Below are 17,930 nucleotides of genomic sequence, written 5' to 3'. Positions count from 1 at the left end.
ATCCATGCTGCATCTGCAATTTGGCAGGCTAGGCTATGAATTTTTGATTAAATTTAGACTCATGATTTCGCAAGCGCGATCGAGTTCACTCACTGGTGCAGCCGTGTTAATTGCGGTCACTGTCATCGCTGCCGCTGTGCCCAGCTACTTCAACCTCAAAACTCACTCGCCTGCTGAGCAGCAAGCCATCCAACTCGCCAGTCAGTTGATGACGCTGAGCGAGTTTGAACAAATTCATCCTGGCTTGACGATCGCGCAGGTGAGTTTGCTGCTGGGGCGATCGGGTGAAGAAATCAGCCGTGCTGAAGTTCCAGAGGCTCCTGCCACTGCCCTTTACCTTTGGCAAAACCCAGACGGTAGCCGCATCACCGTCACCTTTGAAAACGGTGCGGTGGTCGCAAAATCGCAGTCGGGTTTGCGCTGAAGGCGATCGACGCTGTGAAACAAATGGGTAGGGGCATGACAGGTCATGCCCCTACGCGAGATTTTCATGAAATTTCACCTGCTGGATTAGGCACAGCCCTCAACCCAGGTGACTTCTGAAAGCTTGCCCGATCGAAACTGCGTCACAACGCCGTTTTCATCAGTTTCAAACACGAGGCGGTAGTTGCGATCGGCAGCATCGTTTGGCACAAACATGAGATAGTGCCCGCCCGGAACATATTCATGCGGCGACACTTCGATTTGACCGGGATAGATCGCTTCGATTTCTGCTTCGGTATTGCCGATGCCCGCACCGCTCAAGGTGGCGATCGAACTGCCGCGTATCACATCCACGCGAGAAATCCGACCTTCCGTCACCATAAATGACAAGCCGTCGATGCCTTGTGGCTCAAAGTAGCTACAGCTTTCGTTGCCGCTATCGCCTGCCGATCGAATCGGAATGCCTGCCGCTGCTTCAGCCTGAGCAACGGTCATTCCCACGCGCACTGGCCCAATTCCATCAATCGTCACGGGCGATCGACGGCTGAGCGGTTCTGGTGTGGGTTCCGCTGCGGGACGCTCAGGTGCAGGTGCGGGACGCTCAGGTGCGGGCGTTGAAGGAGTCGGGGACGCGATCGGAGCAGTCGAAGGCGTGGGCGTTGAGGGCGTGGTGATCGGTGTGGGCGTCGGTCGAACGTCCGGCGCGGACTGATGGACGGTGGCGATCGCGGCTCCAACTGCGGCAGAAACTGCAACGATGCTGGGAATTAAAACGTAAGCGATTTTCATAGGGAACACACAAAACAAAAGATTCAGGTTCCGAACTGGAGAGCCTGTTTGACATCACCAGTCCGCTGTCCTATGAAAAGACATCAATCCTGCTTTACAAGACTTCGGATGCTGTAGGACAGTTTCTCAACTGCCTCCTCCCGCCATCCGCCTATAGTGGAAAATGATTTGTTGCTCGATCGCCTGCCATGTCCAGCCTCGAAATTCTGCTCGCTCAAGAACTCAACCTGCGTCTCGCTCAGGTGCAAAATGCGCTGGCACTCCTTGCAGAAGGCGCGACGGTTCCCTTCATCGCTCGCTATCGCAAAGAGCGAACTGGTGAAATGACCGAAGTGCAGTTGCGTGACTTGGCCGATCGCCACGCATATTTAACGGAACTGGCCGCTCGCAAAACCGTGATCTTGCAGTCGATCGCGGAGCAAGGCAAACTCACTGACGACCTGAAGGCCAAAATCGAAGCCGCTCAGCAAAAAAACGAACTGGAAGATTTGTACCTGCCGTTTCGTCCCAAACGTCGCACTCGCGCCACGATCGCTCGCGAAAAAGGACTGGAACCACTGGCCGACTGGCTGCGGGCACAAAATCGCCCGCAGGTTGCACAGGTGGCGGCCAGCTTCGCTGATCCGGAACGGATCGAGCCGGAAGCGCAAAAATATCTGTCCGAAAGCGTGACAACCGTTGAGGAAGCGCTCAAAGGCGCGGCGGATATTTTGGCCGAAGCGGTGGCAGAACAGGCCGACCTGCGATCGCACCTACGCGACTTGCTGACGCGATCGGGCGTGTTTGCCGCGCAAATCAAAAAGGATTTTCCTGAAGGCAGCACGAAATTTGAAATGTATCGGAATTATCGATCGAAGGTGAGTGCGATCGCGCCGCACAATTTTCTCGCGCTGCTGCGCGGTGAGGCGGAGGGCGTGCTTGCGTTCGCGCTGGAATTTGACGAGGCGGCAATCTTGACGGAACTGGAGGCCAGCCAGATTCGCACGAAAGCACCTGCGCTGCGAGCGTTTTATCGCGACATGCTCAAAGATGCGTTTGGCCGTTTGCTGAAGCCGTCGCTGACGAGTGCGATCGTTGCCGAGAAAAAAACTTGGGCGGATGCTGAATCGATCGCCACGTTCGAAGCAAATTTGCGCGATTTGCTGCTGGCGGCTCCGGCAGGCATGAAGCCGACGTTGGCGATCGATCCGGGTTTTCGCACTGGATGCAAAGTCGTTGTGATCAGCGAAACCGGAAAGTTTCTGGAGCATCAAACGATCTATCCGCATCAATCAACGGCACAGCGCGAACAGGCAGCAAAAACGTTGCGATCGCTCTTGGGCAACCATCACATCGAACTCATTGCGATCGGCAACGGCACAGCCGGACGCGAAACCGAAGCGTTTGTCACCGAAGCGCTGACGGGAATTGAATGTCCACCGATTCGCGTGACGGTGAACGAAGCGGGCGCGTCGGTTTATTCTGCAAGTCCAGTGGCGATCGCAGAATTTCCGAATCTTGATGTGACGATTCGCGGGGCAATCAGCATCGGACGGAGATTGCAAGATCCGCTAGCAGAACTGGTGAAAATTGATCCAAAATCGATCGGCGTTGGACAATATCAGCATGATGTCGATCAAAAGCTGCTGAAGAAAAAGCTGGAAGAAACGGTAGAAAGCTGCGTCAATTTTGTCGGCGTTGACCTGAATACGGCATCGAAAGAACTGCTGACGTTTGTATCCGGATTAAATGCCAGCGTTGCAAATAATATTGTCACTTATCGCAATCAAAATGGGGCATTTCGCGATCGCCAAGAGCTGCTGAAAGTTCCAAAGCTTGGCGCAAAAGCGTTTGAGCAGGCAGCCGGATTTTTGCGAATTCGCGACGGCAAAAATCCGTTAGACAATACGGCAGTTCATCCGGAAAGTTACGGTATTGTGCAGGCGATCGCTCAAGATTTGCAGATTTCGCTCAGCGAGATTTCGCAGTCCGATCGCTTCAAAAAAATCGATTTGCGTCGCTACGTTACAGACGCAATTGGTGAACCAACTTTGCGCGATATTGTGAGCGAATTGGAAAAGCCTGGACGCGATCCGCGAGCTGAATTTCGCTATGCCACGTTTGATGCTGGAATTCAGGAAATTGCTGATCTCAAAGTTGGAATGGAGCTTGAAGGTATCATTACCAATGTGGCGAATTTTGGCGCATTTGTGGATATTGGCGTGCATCAAGATGGATTGGTGCATGTGTCGCAACTGGCCGATCGCTTTGTCAGTGACCCAAAACAAATTGTCAAAGTCGGGCAGGTTGTGAAAGTGCGCGTCTTAGAAGTTGACGAAAAACTAAAGCGAATTAGCTTATCGATGCGATCGGCAAATGCTGCACCTCCAACCCGATCAAAACCGCAGCCGAAAGACGCTTCGATCGCCGATCTTCAAACAAAATTTGGACGCAAACCGCGACGTTAAATCAACCTGATTTTGAAGCATTTAATTTCAAAGTCCAGCAGCTTGATTTAATTCTTCAGGCGTCATTTGCGCTTCGGTGAAGAGATATCGGGTTCCCTGCAAGGTTGAAACCAAGTTGAGATATCGAGGAGGTTCGCCTGGTTTGGATAAGCGATAAACTCGTCGTCCGGTGTCATCGGCCAGCGGAATTTCGGTGAGTTCATACCCTTGATCGCGCAGAGTTTGCTGAAGATTGCGGGCGATCGATCGCCACTGCGTATCCGGCGTTTCCCAGCACTGATCTGATCCCAGACAGCCTGCGATCGCTCCTTCAACCAGCGGCACTTCAGAACTGGGGGTCGAGGTCGGGCTAGGCGATGGCGATGGCGATGGCGATGGCGATGGTATGGGAGTTGGGCTAGGAGCAGGAGTCGGCGTCGGGCTGGGGCTAGCGATTGGAGGAGAGCTAGCGATCGGGGTTGGGGTCGGCGTGGGCTGTAAGGTGGGGGCAGCGGTGGGCGTGGCGATCGAAGTGCGACGCGCTGTGGGAATCACCAGTGGCGCAGATGGACGATCGAGCGGCGAAGCGACAGGTTTCGGGGTGGGCGGGGGTGACGGCAAGGCAGCAGGCGTGAGCGTAACGGACGGCGTGGGGGTTGGAATTGCAGCGGGCGAAGGAAGCTCGGTGATGCTGATCTGTTCGATCGATTCTGACGTGGGAATGGGCATATAAATCAAGATGCCGTGCAGGACGAGCGAGACGGCAAACCAAGGACGGATCAGCAATCGCAGGGGAGCGGGCAAGTTTTTCAAGGTGGATTTCAACGCGACTACTGAAAATTCCTGCTATTAGTGCCAAAAATGACCGAAACCGCGAACTGCTGCTCAGATGCTTTTGGTTTTTGAGCAGAGAAGTTCTAGTTCTGAGGATAAACAGAATTGGACGATCGCAAAAGCACTCAAAGCTAATTAAGAATCACTTGCATTAATGTACAATACTTTTGAATTAAATTAGGGCGATTGTTTCCACAGCACTCGCCGATTTTGCAGTGGCCATCGTTAGGAGCAATGTCACATGAAGATGTCTCGGCGCGTATTCATCAGTTCTGGTGCGGCAATGGCAGCGATCGCTGCTCATCAGTTCAGCCGCCCCAGCGCGGTTAGAGCGCAGTCTACTGGCGGACAACTCAATCTTTATTCGGCGCGACACTACGACACGGATGATGCGCTCTATCAAAGCTTCACCGAGCGGACAGGTGTGCGCGTCAACCTGGTGGAGGCCGAAGCCGATCAGCTGATCGAGCGGATTAAAAGCGAAGGGACAAACAGTCCGGCAGATGTGTTCATCACCGTAGATGCAGGTCGGCTCTGGCGGGCACAGCAAGACAATTTGCTAGAGCCAGTTTCTTCACAAATCCTCACCGCTGCCGTGCCTGCGAATCTGCGCGACCCGGATGGACACTGGTTCGGTTTGTCGAAGCGGGCGCGAGTGATTATGTACAGCAAAGACCGCGTGAATCCGTCTGAGCTATCGACCTATGAAGATTTGGCCGATCCCAAGTGGCGCGGACGGCTGCTGGTGCGATCGTCCACCCATGTCTACAACCAATCGCTGACAGGTTCGATTTTGGCTGCACGGGGCGCACAGGAAACCGAAGAATGGGCGCGGGGCGTGGTGGCAAACTTTGCGCGTCCGCCCGAAGGCAACGACACCGCTCAAATCCAAGCGATCGCAGCCGGACTGGGCGACATTGCCCTCACCAACACTTACTATCTGGCGCGACTGATGAAGTCGGAAAATCCCGAAGATCGATCGATCGCGCAGCAGGTCGGCGCGTTCTTCCCCAATCAGCGCGATCGCGGCACACACATCAACATCAGCGGCGGCGGCGTTTTAAGAACGGCTCCGAACAAAGCGGCGGCGATTCAGTTCCTCGAACACATGGTCAGTCAGGAAGCGCAGGAAATTTTTGCCAAGGGCAACAACGAATATCCGGTTGTTCCGGGTACGCCTGTTGATTCGGTGGTGCAGAGCTTGGGACAGTTCCGCGAAGATGAACTTAACGCTGCCGTGTTTGGCCGCAACAATCCCGAAGCGCTGCAAATCATGGATCGGGCAGGCTGGGCTTAAGCGAATGGCGCGATCGGGCTGGTCTCGATCGCGCCTTGATTGCTACGGGCTGCGTAGGGATACGCCCCGCCCCTACTGCGGCTGAATTTTGGCATCGGGCATAATTGCCCCCTGCAAATTTGCGCCTTCTAGCTTTGCGCCGTCGAGGTTGGCGTTGCTCAGATCGCTGTTGCGGAGATTTGCGCCCGTAAGATTAGCGTTTGTGAGGTCGGCATTGCGTAAGAATGCACCTTCCAGATTCGCTTTGGTCAAATCGGCACCGTTGAGATTGGCCGCAGACAGCGCAGCAGCACTGAGATTCGCTTCCGCCAAATTTGCGCCGCTGAGGTTGGCGCTGTCAAGCAGAGCGCGGCTGAGATTGGCCTGATTGAGGTTGGCGTTTTGCAGATTCGATCGATTCAGCCGTGCTTCGCTCAAATCGGCCTGTGCCAGTTGTACTTCTGCCAAGTCGCAGTCAAGGCAGTTTTTGGTTTCGAGCAGTTGTTCTTGCGGAGCGGGTTTGGCGCAACTCCACAGCAGGGCAAGGGTCAAGGCGATCGAGAATTTCGTCAAATTCTTTCTTAAATTCATAGTCGGGAAGGATCAACGTCGCGAGATTGCAGTTGCCAGCTTAGAAGCAGCACGGGCAGCAGGCCAACCAGGACGATCGCCAAGGCGGGCGCGGCGGCTTCGGCCAGTCGTTCATCTGAGGCAAGCTGATAGACGCGCACAGCCAGCGTATCAAAGTTGAACGGGCGGACGATCAGCGTGGCCGGAAGCTCTTTCATCACGTCCACAAACACGAGAATCGCCGCCGTCAGCAGTCCACTCCGCATCAGCGGCGCATGAACGCGGATCAGCGTTTGTCTGGAATTGTGGCCGAGCGATCGCGCTGCATCATCCAAACTCGGCTTAATGCGTCCCAAACTTGCTTCCACTGCTCCCAGCGAAACGGCCAAAAACCGCACCAGATACGCAAAAATTAAGGCGGCGATCGTGCCGCTGAGCAGCAGTCCGGTCGAAATGCCAAAGGTCGATTCCATCCAGGCATCGATCGCATTGTCAAATCGACCCAGCGGCACGAGAACGCCAACCGCAATCACCGATCCGGGAATCGCATAGCCCAACGCGGCCACGCGGACGGACAGCAGCATCGATCGACTCGGACGCAAGCGCAACCCATAAGCCATCAGCAAGGCGATCGCCACACCGATCGCCGCCGTCAGGATTGCCAAAATCAAACTGTTGCGGGCAAATTCCCAAAAGCGCGTGTTGCCCAAGCCGCGATCGATCGTCATTTGCAGCAGCAAACCCGCAGGCAGGACAAAACCTAGCAGGAGCGGCAGAACGCAGGCAATTTGGGCGATCGTGGCTCGCCAGCCTTGCAGGACGTAGTGCGATCGGGGCTGCTGAGAACCCGCTTGGTAGTAGCGCTGCTGACGGCGAAACCACTGCTCAATCAAAATCAGCGCCAGCACAAACAGCATCAGCAGTGCGGCGAGTTGAGCCGCCGTCGTGCGTTCGCCCATGCCAAACCAGGTACGGTAGATGCCCGTTGTGAAGGTATCGACGCCGAAATACTGCACGGTTCCGTAGTCGCTCAAGGTTTCCATGAGGGCAAGCGCGACTCCGGCGGCGACAGAGGGACGCGCCAGAGGCAGCGCGACGCGCCAAAAACTGCGCCAGGGATTGCAGCCCAAAACGCGACTGGCTTCCAGGGTGCAAACCGACTGCTCGATCAGCGCGGTTCGCACCAGCAGGTAGACATACGGATACAGCACCAAGGTCAGCAGCACGATCGCCCCGCCGATCGATCGCACATCGGGAAACCAGTAGTCCATTGCCGTGCGCCAGCCGAAGGCCGCGCGGAGCGATCGCTGCACGATGCCATAGTAGTCAAGCAGTTCGGTATAGGTGTAGGCCAGCAGGTAGGCCGGAGCCGCAAGGGGAAGCAGCAACGCCCATTCTAAAATCCAACTGCCGGGAAAGCGACACATCGTTACCAGCCACGCCGTTCCCACCCCGACGATCGCCACGCCCAGCCCAACGCCGATCATCAGTCCAAATGAGTTTGCGATGTAGCGGGGCAAAACCGTCGCGGCCAAATGTCCCCACAAATCGCTTGAGGTTTGAAACACGCTGCCCAAAACGACGAGAACTGGAACAGCGACGAGCGCGGCCAATCCGCCCACGAGCAGCGTCCAGCCGGACAAACCGGGTTTGGGGTTGATGCGAATTGCTTTCAAGATTTTCGAGGGCGATCGCGGTATGATTGTTGCTGATTTATAGCAATAAGCTTTTTTGCGGCTAAACGCAAGTAATTCGCATGACGACGCTGCCGATTTTGCATCTGGATCAAGTGTCCAAACAGTTCGATCGCCACTCGTGGCGTCCCGGAACGGCATCGCGCACTTCGGTTCCCAAACTCGGCGTTTTTGAGGTTTCGTTTGCGCTGCATTCGGGTGAAATTTTGGGACTGCTGGGGCCATCCGGCTGCGGCAAAACCACGTTGCTGCGGTTGATTGCTGGATTTGAGCAGCCCCAGAGTGGGCAGATTCAGCTTGCCGATCGTATCGTGGCCGACTCGACCCGATCGATTCCGCCCGAACAGCGATCGATCGGCATGGTGTTTCAAGATTTCGCTTTGTTTCCGCATCTGACCGTCGCGGAAAATATCGCGTTCGGTCTTTCAGGTGGTTCTACGGTTGCGGCGGTTCAGTCTGCCCTCGCTTTGATTCACCTGGAAAGTAAGGCGAACGCCTACCCGCATGAACTGTCGGGCGGGCAGCAGCAGCGCGTCGCTTTGGCACGAGCGATCGCGCCGCGTCCCAAATTACTGCTGCTCGATGAACCCTTGAGCAATCTGGATGTGCAGGTGCGGCTGCGGCTGCGGCAGGAAATTCGCGACATTCTCAAAGCGACACACACAACAGCGGTTTTTGTCACGCACGATCAGGAGGAGGCGCTGGCCTTGTGCGATCGCGTCGCCGTCATGCAGGACGGACAGATCGCGCAGATTGACACGCCCGAACAGATTTACCGCGAACCTGCCACTCGCTTTGTGGCCGAGTTTGTGACGCAGGCAAATTTTCTGCCCGCCCGCTGGCAAAATCAAGCGTGGCAAACGGAGATCGGCGCGTTTGTCGTTCCGGCATCCCGCCCGGCTGAAGCTGCCGATCTGATGATTCGGCAAGAAGACATTCAGCTTGCAGCGGACGAAGCAGGCAGCGCAACAGTGCGCGATCGCCAGTTTCTAGGCCGCGACTATCGCTACTTTTTGCACCTGTCCGGTCAGCTTTTGCAGGTGCGATCGCCGCTGAATTTGGCGATCGGAACAACTGTCCGGCTAAGCGTGTCGCCGCAGGCGGTGCGGGTTTTTCTAAACTGATTTGCGTTGAGCGCTCCTTTTGACAAAAAAGCTTCCAATCGAATCGATCGGAAGCTTTCTAGATTTCACCAGAATGCTTAATTCTCGGAATGCGGCCAGGTCGATTCCCAGTCTGGGCATTTTTCATCTTCCCAGCCATAGGGATGCATTCCACAAACTAGCGTTGTGCCGCCGTAGCTTTGACCGTGATAGTGCCGACAGCCAACGCAAGCGGGATGCTGATTGAGCATTGGTTCAACCGTGTGCGTGACGGGAGAAACCACTTCGCCCATTGTGGCTTCGATGCCGTTGAGGAAGGCGAGCAGCGGATCGATCCAGTCGTCTAGCGTGTCGTCGGCTTCGTCAAACGTGGGCGTGAGCGATCGCTCCACCTGTTCAGCCACTTCTTCAGTGAAGCCGATCAGCGCGTCTGTGGCGGCTTCCAACTCTTCGACCACATCCGTAACGAAACGTTCAATTTCTTCTGCAACGGTTTCCAACATTTTCCACCAGTCCTGCTGCCAGCCTTCCATGAGCGTGTGTAAGTTCAACTAAGGGTTTTGAAGACGGCGAAGTTCTTCTTGGAGTTTGGAGACCTGCTGTCGGAGGTCATCCGTCGGATCGGACTGCGAAGTCGGTTCGTCGTCAGAGAGAATTTCGATGCGGCGAGGTTCGGCAGGGCGTTCTTGCGCTTCGGCTTTTGGCGGCGTGTCGGTTTGCTGCTGAGCGCGATTCACCATGTCATTGACAAACCGTTTGGCTTCTTCGGCGTTCATCTCGCCGCGAGCGACCATTTCATCAGCCAATTTTTGCGCTTGCGATCGCAATTCGCTAATCGCCCCGCCCGCCTTTTCTCCGGCATAGGACGCAACCCCAACACCGAGATAAAACGCTTTTTGCACCAAATCTCCAAAACCAGGCATGTGAAGCACCATCCCCAATTCTTTGCTTTTTCTCCAGGATAGGAGACGATCGACCTGACTGCCCAGCCCAGCGGATTTTTGCAGCGCACCCGCATAAAAAGCGGCCCGGAGTTCACGCCTATTACAAGCGTCCCGTATTGCTGCTACCTTCCGGTCCTGACAAGGTTTGGGCGTTGTAATCGCATGAGTCCAGGCCATGCTCATCATAACACGACAAAGCAGCCATACGGCAAATCAGCCACCGTAGAGATTAATCAGCAGCGTTAGTAAAAAGGTGAGCTGGGCGGCGAGGATGAAGATGTAGGCGATCGCTCGTCCCCGAAAAACGGTCAGCAGCAAGCCAATATTTTTCAGATCAATCATCGGCCCAAACACAAGAAAGGCCAGCAGCGACCCGCTTGTAAACGTGGAAGCGAACGAGAGCGCGAAAAATGCATCAACGGTCGAGCAAATCGAGACGACAGCGGCAAGCACCATCATCGCTACGATCGAAGTGACCACGCCTTGCCCCAAGCTCAAAATTACCTCGCGAGGCGCGGCGACCTGAACGATCGCGGCGATCGCGCTGCCGAGAATGAGAACGCCGCCGAGTTCGCGCAATTCCTGAATCATGTTGTCAAACATCAGTTGCAGCCTTGCGCCGATCGGTTTCGACAACACTGGATTTTCTGCCGTCGCTGCAATCACGTTGGCATCAAAGCGCATCGGCTGACCGGAACCCAGCAGGAATGTACCCGATTGCAGGAGATCTGGCTTGTTGGCAACGGGAACGGATTGAGCGATCGACGGCTGCAACAGCGGCCTCAAATCTGCCTGCGTACTAAACACCCAACCGATGATTGTCGCAATCAGCAGTGAGAAGCCGACGCGCAGAAAGACCATTTCCGGCTGGTCACGGAATGCTGTCCAGGTTGCCCAAAACACGATTGGGTTGACGGTTGGGGCAGCGAGGAGGAAACCGATCGCCATTGAGCTTGGCGCACCCTGAACGATCAATCGTCGCGCAACCGGAACATTGCCGCATTCGCAGACGGGAAACAAAAAGCCAATCAAGCTTCCGGCAAACGCGGCAAGCAGCGGATGGCGCGGCATGGCGGCAATCAGCTTGCGCTCATCGACAAACAGCAGCAGCAAACTCGAAAAAAACACGCCCAGCAGCAAAAAGGGCATGGCCTCAACCAGCAAGCTAAAAAACAGCGTGACCGCGCTATTAAGTTGATTCATGAGCAGCGAAAGTGTAGAGCCACAGCAGCAAGTCTGAAAGGCTATTCTACCGGATGTGCGATCGCTCCGGTCGAAATTAAAGCGTGCGATACCGTTCCGCAAGCTCGCGATCGCTCAACTGCTGAATCAAACTTTGCGCTTCAAATGTTTCTTTGTGATAGTTTTGCGGTGGAAAATGAAGCTGTTTGAGAATTTGTTCGATCGATCGCACAAAGTCAGGCGCTCCCGCAACATAAACGGTGCGCTCGTCTAAATCCGGTACAACGGTGGTGAGCAAATCTGCGGTAATTCTTCCGGTTAATCCCAGCCAAGATGAAGTCAATTGAGGCTGTGTGGTTGTGATGACGAGGCGAAATTTGGGCAGGTGCATCGCCATCAATTCGAGTTCTTGCTTAAAGGGAATGTGGTCGGGCGATCGCGTACTGTGCAGCAGCGTCACGTCACAATCCGCAGCCGTATCATAAATCCATCTCAGCATCGACATCATCGACGCAATGCCAATTCCTGCCGAAGTTAATAAGATTTTTTGAGGCGGATGAGGAAAACAGGTAAAGCTGCCGCTTGGCTTAGTGAAATCAATAAGTTCATTGCCGACCTGCATCGACTCAAAAAACCAGTTTGCCAATCGATTGATTGAGCTTTTTGCGATATCTGTGCCAAAGGTTTGCTTTAGCGTCACATCGAGCAGCGGACGAGTTGGTGAAGAAGAAATTGGGCAGAAATAGGTAAAGATTTGATCTTCTGATTTGACAGATATCGGTAAGACTTGACCTGGTTGATAGGGAAAAGCGATCGCAGGTTCCAACAAAAAGCTAAAAGTTTTGGTATCGATCGCTTCCTCCACAATTCGCACACACCGCAAGACTTGCGGTGATTTCGCAGGTGCTTTTAATGCCAAACCCGCTTCAACTTTCTCAATCCAAAGAATGAAGCTGCCAATCGAGATTGCGTCTTCTTCTCGCAGAACGCGATCTTCATTGAGATTTACTTCTTGATTGTTGATGCGGAGGCCATCGGTGCTGTGTAGATCGTTGAGCAAATACTGTTGATTTTGAAAGATGATTTTGGCATGAAAGCGACTGACATCGGGGCTGTTGAGCATCAGATCGCAAGTCGAACTGCGACCGATTAGGCATTCACTTTGTGGGTTAGATTCCGGTGAGAGAACGGTGTGGCGAAACTCGCCTGTTTCAATGTTGATGATTTTGAGGTAGAGCATACATAGAAGAAAGCATAAGCGGATCGATCGCAAAAACTAAAAAGCATGAATATGATTGACTTGAATAGTCGATCGATGATTCGTAATTACATTAAAAATGGAAACCTTGCCCGTTTCTAAATCAAAATATCCACCGATAATTTTAATTTGCTGCTGTTGAAGTAAGTCACAAACGATCGAAGATTCCTTCAGCCGTTCCATCTGCCAAAACACATTTTCGCGAATGGCATTTTCGAGGCGATCGCCGGGTTGCTGAAGCGATCGATCAACGGCAGGCTGAATCGAATCAATTAAAGTGTTCATCTGTCCTAATAAATTTCCGCCCTTCAACGTCGCGCTAACGGCTCCACAATTTTTGTGACCCAAAACAAACAGAATTCTCGTTTTGAGAACGGATGCACCATATTCAATGCTGGCGAGTTCGGTAGGCGTGACGATGTTGCCTGCCACGCGAATCACAAAGAGATCGCCTAAGCCCTGATCAAAAATGACTTCGATCGGAACGCGAGAATCCGAGCAGCCCAAAATTGTTGCAAACGGCTTTTGTTCTCGCACCACTTCATCCAGTCGAGACAGCGTTTGATTGGGGCTTTTCGATCGCTCATAGATGAATCGTTGATTGCCCGCCATTAATTTTTGCAGCGCATCATCCGCTGACAAATTTTCGTTTGTCAGTGCGGCAATTCGAGCGGTTTGTGATGCAGCAGGTTCCATTGTGCGATCGATTCGGAATCATCCTTTTAAGGGATTCTTGTTTCTGAATCATCTTCCGGACAGTTTGGAAAACTCTTGATTTGAAGAATCGATCGCATTTGAACTAGAGCGGACAACTGAGATCGCCCGATCGCTGCGAAAACTTCAAATTCTCGCGATAATCGACCGGACAATCGATCACGGCGGGCACATCTTGAGCCAGCGCATCTTTGAGCATCGGCACAAAATCCGTACTCGACTCAACGCGGTAGCCTTTCAGCCCCATACTTTCCGCCAGCTTGACAAAATCAGGATTGCCAAATTTGATAAAGGCGGATTCGCCATAGTGGTTGATTTGCTTCCACTCGATCAGACCATAGCCGCCATCGTTGAAAATCAGCGTTACGAACGGCGTTTTGCAGCGCAGGGCGGTTTCGAGTTCTTGACAGTTCATCATGAAGCCGCCGTCACCTGTGGCCGCGACCACTTTGCGATCGGGCGCAACCAGCTTGGCCGCGATCGCACCCGGAATCGCGATCCCCATTGCCGCAAAGCCATTCGAGATGATGCAGGTGTTGGGGCGATCGCAGTGATAGTGCCGCGCGATCCACATTTTATGAGCACCCACATCTGAAATCAAAATGTCTTCTGACCCCAATACCTGCCGCAGATCGTAAATTAGCTTTTGCGGCTTGATCGGAAAGCCGTCATCGTTGGCATATTCTTCATAGTCATGGCGGATGTCGTCGCGAAGCTCAAAGGCAGCGGGTGCAGGCAGATTTTGACGGCGCGATCGACTCAAAATTTCGGCAAGCGAATCAGAAATATCACCAATGACTTCGGCCAAGGGGATATAGCTGCTGTCAATTTCAGCAGGCGTTTCATCAATGTGAACGATCGCCAAATTGCCCGCTGGATTCCAGCGTTTTGGTGAATATTCAATCAAGTCATAGCCGATCGCAATCACCAAATCCGTGCTGTCAAATCCGCAGCTAATGTAGTCGCGCTGCTGCAAACCCACTGCCCACAGCGCGTTCGGATGCGTATAGGGAATCGCACCTTTGCCCATAAAAGTGTTAACAACCGGAATATTCAACTGCGTGGCAAACTGCGTGACGGCTTCACTCGCCCGTCCACGTAAAGCGCCATTCCCAACTAGAATAAGCGGATTTTTTGCTTCCGAAATTGCCATCGCTGCGCGATCGATGCTGTGAAATGAAGCGAACACTTTCTCACGCGCATCCGTGCGGAGCGGCTGACCGATCGCAGGCATCGCCGCAATGTTTTCCGGCAAATCGATGTGAACGGCTCCCGGTTTTTCTGTCTGTGCGATCTTAAAGGCCTTCCGTACAATTTCTGGCGTATTGCTGGGACGAACAATTTGCGTACTCCACTTCGTCACAGGCGAAAACATTGCCACCAAATCGAGATATTGATGCGATTCAATGTGCATTCGATCGGTTCCCACCTGTCCGGTAATCGCAACTAAAGGAGCGCGATCGAGATTTGCATCTGCTACGCCCGTCATTAGATTGGTTGCTCCTGGCCCCAACGTGGACAAGCAAACTCCGGCTTTTCCGGTCAGTCGCCCGTACAGATCGGCCATAAATGCGGCTCCCTGTTCGTGGCGCGTTGTGATGAATTGAATTGACGAATTTTTTAAGGCTTCTAACACCTGAAGATTTTCTTCTCCGGGCAGGCCAAACACATATTCGACGCCTTCATTTTCCAGACATCGAACGAGCAATTCTGCGGTATTCACTTGGAAAACTCCTCTTGAAATTGAAACACTTTGAAGCGATCGCGTATTTTCCCAATCGCGTGAAAACTACTGCACCCAAACGGTTTTGATATTGACAAATTCGTGGATGCCTTGAATTCCTAATTCACGTCCGTAGCCCGATCGCTTAATGCCGCCAAACGGCAAGCGCGGATCAGATTTGACCATGCTGTTAATAAAAACGCAGCCCGCTTCGATGTCGTGAATGAGACGATTTTGTTCTTCAGGAATGGTTGTCCAAGCACTTGATCCCAAGCCGAACGGACTGCGATTTGCCAGAGCGATCGCACTTTCCAAATCCGGCACGCGAAACAGCAGCGCAACAGGACCAAAAAACTCTTCATCTGCGGCAGGCGTTCCCGGTGGAATCTCAGCCAAAATCGTCGGCGGATAGTAGTAGCCCTGCTTGAGATGTTCCGGTAATTCATTCAAACTGCCACCGATCAACGCTTTTGCACCTCGCTCGATGCAAGCCTGCACAAGCTGATCAAGTTCAGTGCGAATTCCCGGCGTGGAAAGGGGGCCAATTTGGATATTGGGATCGAGCGGATCGCCAACTTTGAGCGATCGATATCTCTCGACCAGCTTTGATGTGAATTCGTTCGCGATCGATTCCTGCACGATAAACCGCTTCGCTGCGATGCAAGACTGACCGCTGTTAATCATTCGCGCCGTCACTGCCGTCGAAACTGCCGCATTCAAATCTGCACTTTCCAGCACAATAAACGGATCGCTGCCGCCCAACTCCAGCACGGTTTTTTTGATTTGCGCTCCGGCAGCACTAGCGAGACTTGCGCCTGCGGCTTCGCTTCCGGTCAAAGTAGCAGCGCGGACGCGATCGTCCTCAATCACCTGCGGAATTTGGTTTGCGCCAATCAGCAAGGTTTGAAATGCGCCTGCGGGAAATCCAGCTTCAAGGAGGATGGATTCGATCGCCAGCGCGGACTGCGGCACGTTGGAGGCGTGCTTGAGCAAGCCGACATTTCCGGCCATTAGCGCAGGTGCAGCAAAGCGAAACACCTGCCAAAACGGAAAATTCCAGGGCATCACGGCCAGCACAATGCCCAAGGGCTGATAGCGAACAAAGCTGCGGCTCGCATCCGTGCCAATCACCACATCGGCCAGGAATTCTTTAGCGTGGTCAGCATAGTAGCGACAGACCCAGGCCGATTTTTCCACTTCTGCGATCGCCGCTTCGATCGGCTTTCCGACCTCCAGCGTCATAATTTTGCCGTATTCGGCTTTATTCGCTGCCAAAATTTCTGCCGCCTTGTGCAGCCAATTCGATCGCTGCTCAAAACTTGTGTGGCGATATTGCTCGAAGGTGTGTTGCGATCGATCGAGCTTCGCTGCAATCTCCTCAGTTGCCAAGGGCGCAAAGGTTTTTAACGTCTCTCCGGTCGCCGGATTGACGGTGGCGATACCCATTTCGCCTGCTCTCCTGTTGCGTAACTATAAATTCAGCCGTTCAAGGCTTCTATTTCCAGTGTTCCAGTAGTTTTAAGACTCTGCCGCAATTGGTAAAGATTACGCACAAAACTTTGTGATTGTTTAGATTGAACAATGTTTCGAGTCGTAGAATCAGCTTGCCAAAGTTGAGCGATCGCGTTTGGAAAACCCTGCTCTAAATTGCCTTGCGTAAACTTAAGAACGATAAGCTGACTCATGGCGATCGAGGGGGAAGGCGGCGATCGAGTCCAAGAGACGCAAATCGCAGCTCAACTATTGAATGAATCTCGCTTTCGCGGCTTTGCCTCCATTGTTACTCGCCCAGAGAAACAGAAAAACGATCTTACTTAAAGTAGTAAAGTGTGGTTCAAAACAGAACGATCTAGATAGGCGAGACGCAGATCCAAATTGAATTTAGCGATCGGTCAAATGCACGTCGTCCCCACACAAAAATTTTCTTAAACGCCAATTGAATTAATACTAAATACAAGGTTTGTAGGGACATAGCACTGCCATGTCCCTACGATCGATCCGCCATCTGTTCAATTGCTATGAATTAAAACGGCGGCGATCGCCAACTTAAACTATGCAGGCATCACCTGAACGGGAATATCCAGTTTAGAGAGCAAATCGCTCAAGCCTTGCAAATTTTCAGGACTGCGATCGAGCTGTGCCATCAGTTCCACGAGCGTTTGAGATTTCTCCAGATTGTCAGCTTCGGCAAAGCGCGATTCCAGCAGTCCTCTCCGCACAGGCTCCAGCAGATCAAGATCGATCGGACGGATGATGATCGGGCCACCGGGTTCCGGCACAATTTCGTTCAAACCTTTGCCGCTGGCGATCGCCAAGGGATAGTTGATCTGGTCAAAATCGCCATTGGTAGCGGTCGGGAAGTTGTTCGGGAGAAACGTGCCGCGCACTTCAGGATTCAGCAGCACCTTCACTGGCGCATCGCTTTGTGGCTCGGTGAACAAGCTAAACGGCGGAGTCGGACGGCGCAGAGCCGGAAGCGTCAGCGACACATAGCCACGCACTTCCAGATCCGGTTCTGCTGCGGCCAGCAGTGGAGGCGTCAGGCGCGGCAGCAGTTGCACCGAAGCAGTTTGGCCTGCGGGCAGACGGAACGAACCACGAAAACGATTGGCAGGCAGAGCAGTCAGCGTAATCGGATTGTTGGCTCCGGCAATGTCAAAAATCAGGTCGGCGTTGTTGAGCAGGCTGCGATCGGGATCAACCGGATTCGGATTGCTTTGCACAAACTCCAGCCGAAAGGTGAGATCTTTGCTGTCGAGGTTGGAAATCGTTAGGAAGTAGCCTTGGACAACGCGACGTGCTACAGCGGTGATCGCAGGGTTGCCCAAAATGCGCGGAGCGATCGGTTTAACGAGCAGTTCAAAGGTTGAAATTTCCATCGGTTCAGAGGTTGAAGTGAGAGTGACCGTGCAGTGTTTATGTTTATAGCAGGACTGACGCATTAGCAATTAGGAAATGAATTTCCAAAGCTCAAAGCTCAAGTCAGTTGAACCT

Annotated in this window: 17 protein-coding genes and 1 other RNA gene; 4 read left to right on the top strand and 14 right to left on the bottom strand. The window is 53.2% G+C overall.

Going from position 1 to position 17,930, the window contains the following annotated elements:
* The first annotated feature begins 61 nt into the window (after positions 1-61).
* Positions 62-424: a hypothetical protein gene (locus H6F67_RS22935; RefSeq protein ID WP_190768974.1), complete on the top strand. Its 363-nt coding sequence runs from the start codon at positions 62-64 to the stop codon at positions 422-424.
* An 86-nt stretch (positions 425-510) separates the two neighbouring features.
* Here H6F67_RS22935 and H6F67_RS22930 read toward each other — a convergent pair whose 3' ends face one another.
* Positions 511-1,212, bottom strand: coding sequence for a hypothetical protein (locus H6F67_RS22930; protein WP_190768973.1), 702 nt, complete (start codon positions 1,210-1,212; stop codon positions 511-513).
* A gap of 188 nt (positions 1,213-1,400) precedes the next feature.
* On the opposite strand from H6F67_RS22930, the gene H6F67_RS22925 reads away from it, so the two are divergent.
* Positions 1,401-3,659, top strand: coding sequence for a Tex family protein (locus H6F67_RS22925; RefSeq protein ID WP_190768972.1), 2,259 nt, complete (start codon positions 1,401-1,403; stop codon positions 3,657-3,659).
* 27 nt (positions 3,660-3,686) lie between these two features.
* On the opposite strand, the gene H6F67_RS22920 is transcribed toward H6F67_RS22925, so the two are convergent.
* Positions 3,687-4,463 (bottom strand): PepSY domain-containing protein, encoded by a 777-nt coding sequence (locus H6F67_RS22920; RefSeq protein WP_190768971.1) that lies wholly within the window; start codon positions 4,461-4,463, stop codon positions 3,687-3,689.
* Between the two features lie 250 nt (positions 4,464-4,713).
* On the opposite strand from H6F67_RS22920, the gene H6F67_RS22915 reads away from it, so the two are divergent.
* Positions 4,714-5,769 (top strand): Fe(3+) ABC transporter substrate-binding protein, encoded by a 1,056-nt coding sequence (locus H6F67_RS22915; protein ID WP_190768970.1) that lies wholly within the window; start codon positions 4,714-4,716, stop codon positions 5,767-5,769.
* Positions 5,770-5,841: 72 nt separating this feature from the next.
* Here H6F67_RS22915 and H6F67_RS22910 read toward each other — a convergent pair whose 3' ends face one another.
* Together H6F67_RS22910 and H6F67_RS22905 are read right to left on the bottom strand one after the other, a co-directional pair.
* Positions 5,842-6,339, bottom strand: a complete 498-nt coding sequence (locus tag H6F67_RS22910; RefSeq protein WP_190768969.1) for a pentapeptide repeat-containing protein — start codon at positions 6,337-6,339, stop codon at positions 5,842-5,844.
* Entirely contained in the window at positions 6,336-7,994 is a 1,659-nt protein-coding gene (locus tag H6F67_RS22905; protein ID WP_242020757.1) for an iron ABC transporter permease, read from the bottom strand. The genes H6F67_RS22910 and H6F67_RS22905 overlap by 4 nt, the downstream gene beginning before the upstream one ends.
* Before the next feature lie 80 nt (positions 7,995-8,074).
* On the opposite strand from H6F67_RS22905, the gene H6F67_RS22900 reads away from it, so the two are divergent.
* Positions 8,075-9,136, top strand: a complete 1,062-nt coding sequence (locus H6F67_RS22900) for an ABC transporter ATP-binding protein (RefSeq protein WP_190768967.1) — start codon at positions 8,075-8,077, stop codon at positions 9,134-9,136.
* 77 nt (positions 9,137-9,213) lie between these two features.
* Here the strand turns inward: H6F67_RS22900 and H6F67_RS22895 are convergent, their stop codons facing one another.
* The 10 genes from H6F67_RS22895 to H6F67_RS22850 form a co-directional block, all read right to left on the bottom strand.
* The gene (locus H6F67_RS22895; RefSeq protein ID WP_190768966.1) at positions 9,214-9,648 is read right to left on the bottom strand and encodes a hypothetical protein; all 435 of its coding nucleotides are present in this window, start codon (positions 9,646-9,648) and stop codon (positions 9,214-9,216) included.
* Between the two features lie 18 nt (positions 9,649-9,666).
* Complete coding sequence (locus H6F67_RS22890; protein ID WP_190768965.1) at positions 9,667-10,038, bottom strand: phasin family protein; 372 nt, start codon at positions 10,036-10,038, stop codon at positions 9,667-9,669.
* A gap of 99 nt (positions 10,039-10,137) precedes the next feature.
* Positions 10,138-10,234: signal recognition particle sRNA small type (ffs, locus tag H6F67_RS22885), an RNA gene on the bottom strand.
* Positions 10,235-10,272: 38 nt separating this feature from the next.
* Positions 10,273-11,262: a permease gene (locus tag H6F67_RS22880; protein WP_190768964.1), complete on the bottom strand. Its 990-nt coding sequence runs from the start codon at positions 11,260-11,262 to the stop codon at positions 10,273-10,275.
* Between the two features lie 76 nt (positions 11,263-11,338).
* Positions 11,339-12,481 carry an FHA domain-containing protein gene (locus H6F67_RS22875; protein WP_190768963.1) on the bottom strand — a complete coding sequence of 381 codons (1,143 nt, stop codon included), beginning with the start codon at positions 12,479-12,481 and terminating at the stop codon, positions 11,339-11,341.
* A 36-nt stretch (positions 12,482-12,517) separates the two neighbouring features.
* A complete protein-coding gene (locus H6F67_RS22870) occupies positions 12,518-13,195 on the bottom strand; it encodes a carbonic anhydrase (protein ID WP_190768962.1) in 678 nt (225 codons plus the stop codon).
* Between the two features lie 103 nt (positions 13,196-13,298).
* The gene (locus H6F67_RS22865; RefSeq protein WP_190768961.1) at positions 13,299-14,936 is read right to left on the bottom strand and encodes an acetolactate synthase large subunit; all 1,638 of its coding nucleotides are present in this window, start codon (positions 14,934-14,936) and stop codon (positions 13,299-13,301) included.
* A gap of 66 nt (positions 14,937-15,002) precedes the next feature.
* Complete coding sequence (locus H6F67_RS22860; RefSeq protein WP_190768960.1) at positions 15,003-16,382, bottom strand: NAD-dependent succinate-semialdehyde dehydrogenase; 1,380 nt, start codon at positions 16,380-16,382, stop codon at positions 15,003-15,005.
* A gap of 32 nt (positions 16,383-16,414) precedes the next feature.
* Positions 16,415-16,621 (bottom strand): hypothetical protein, encoded by a 207-nt coding sequence (locus tag H6F67_RS22855; protein ID WP_190768959.1) that lies wholly within the window; start codon positions 16,619-16,621, stop codon positions 16,415-16,417.
* Between the two features lie 366 nt (positions 16,622-16,987).
* Positions 16,988-17,815 (bottom strand): hypothetical protein, encoded by an 828-nt coding sequence (locus H6F67_RS22850; protein WP_190768958.1) that lies wholly within the window; start codon positions 17,813-17,815, stop codon positions 16,988-16,990.
* Positions 17,816-17,930 lie beyond the last annotated feature (115 nt).

The organism is Microcoleus sp. FACHB-1515 (genome assembly GCF_014696105.1).
Classification (GTDB): domain Bacteria; phylum Cyanobacteriota; class Cyanobacteriia; order Elainellales; family Elainellaceae; genus JAAUTJ01.
Note: the sequence above shows the minus strand (reverse complement) of the source record. Positions and strands in the feature narration are given on the sequence as shown.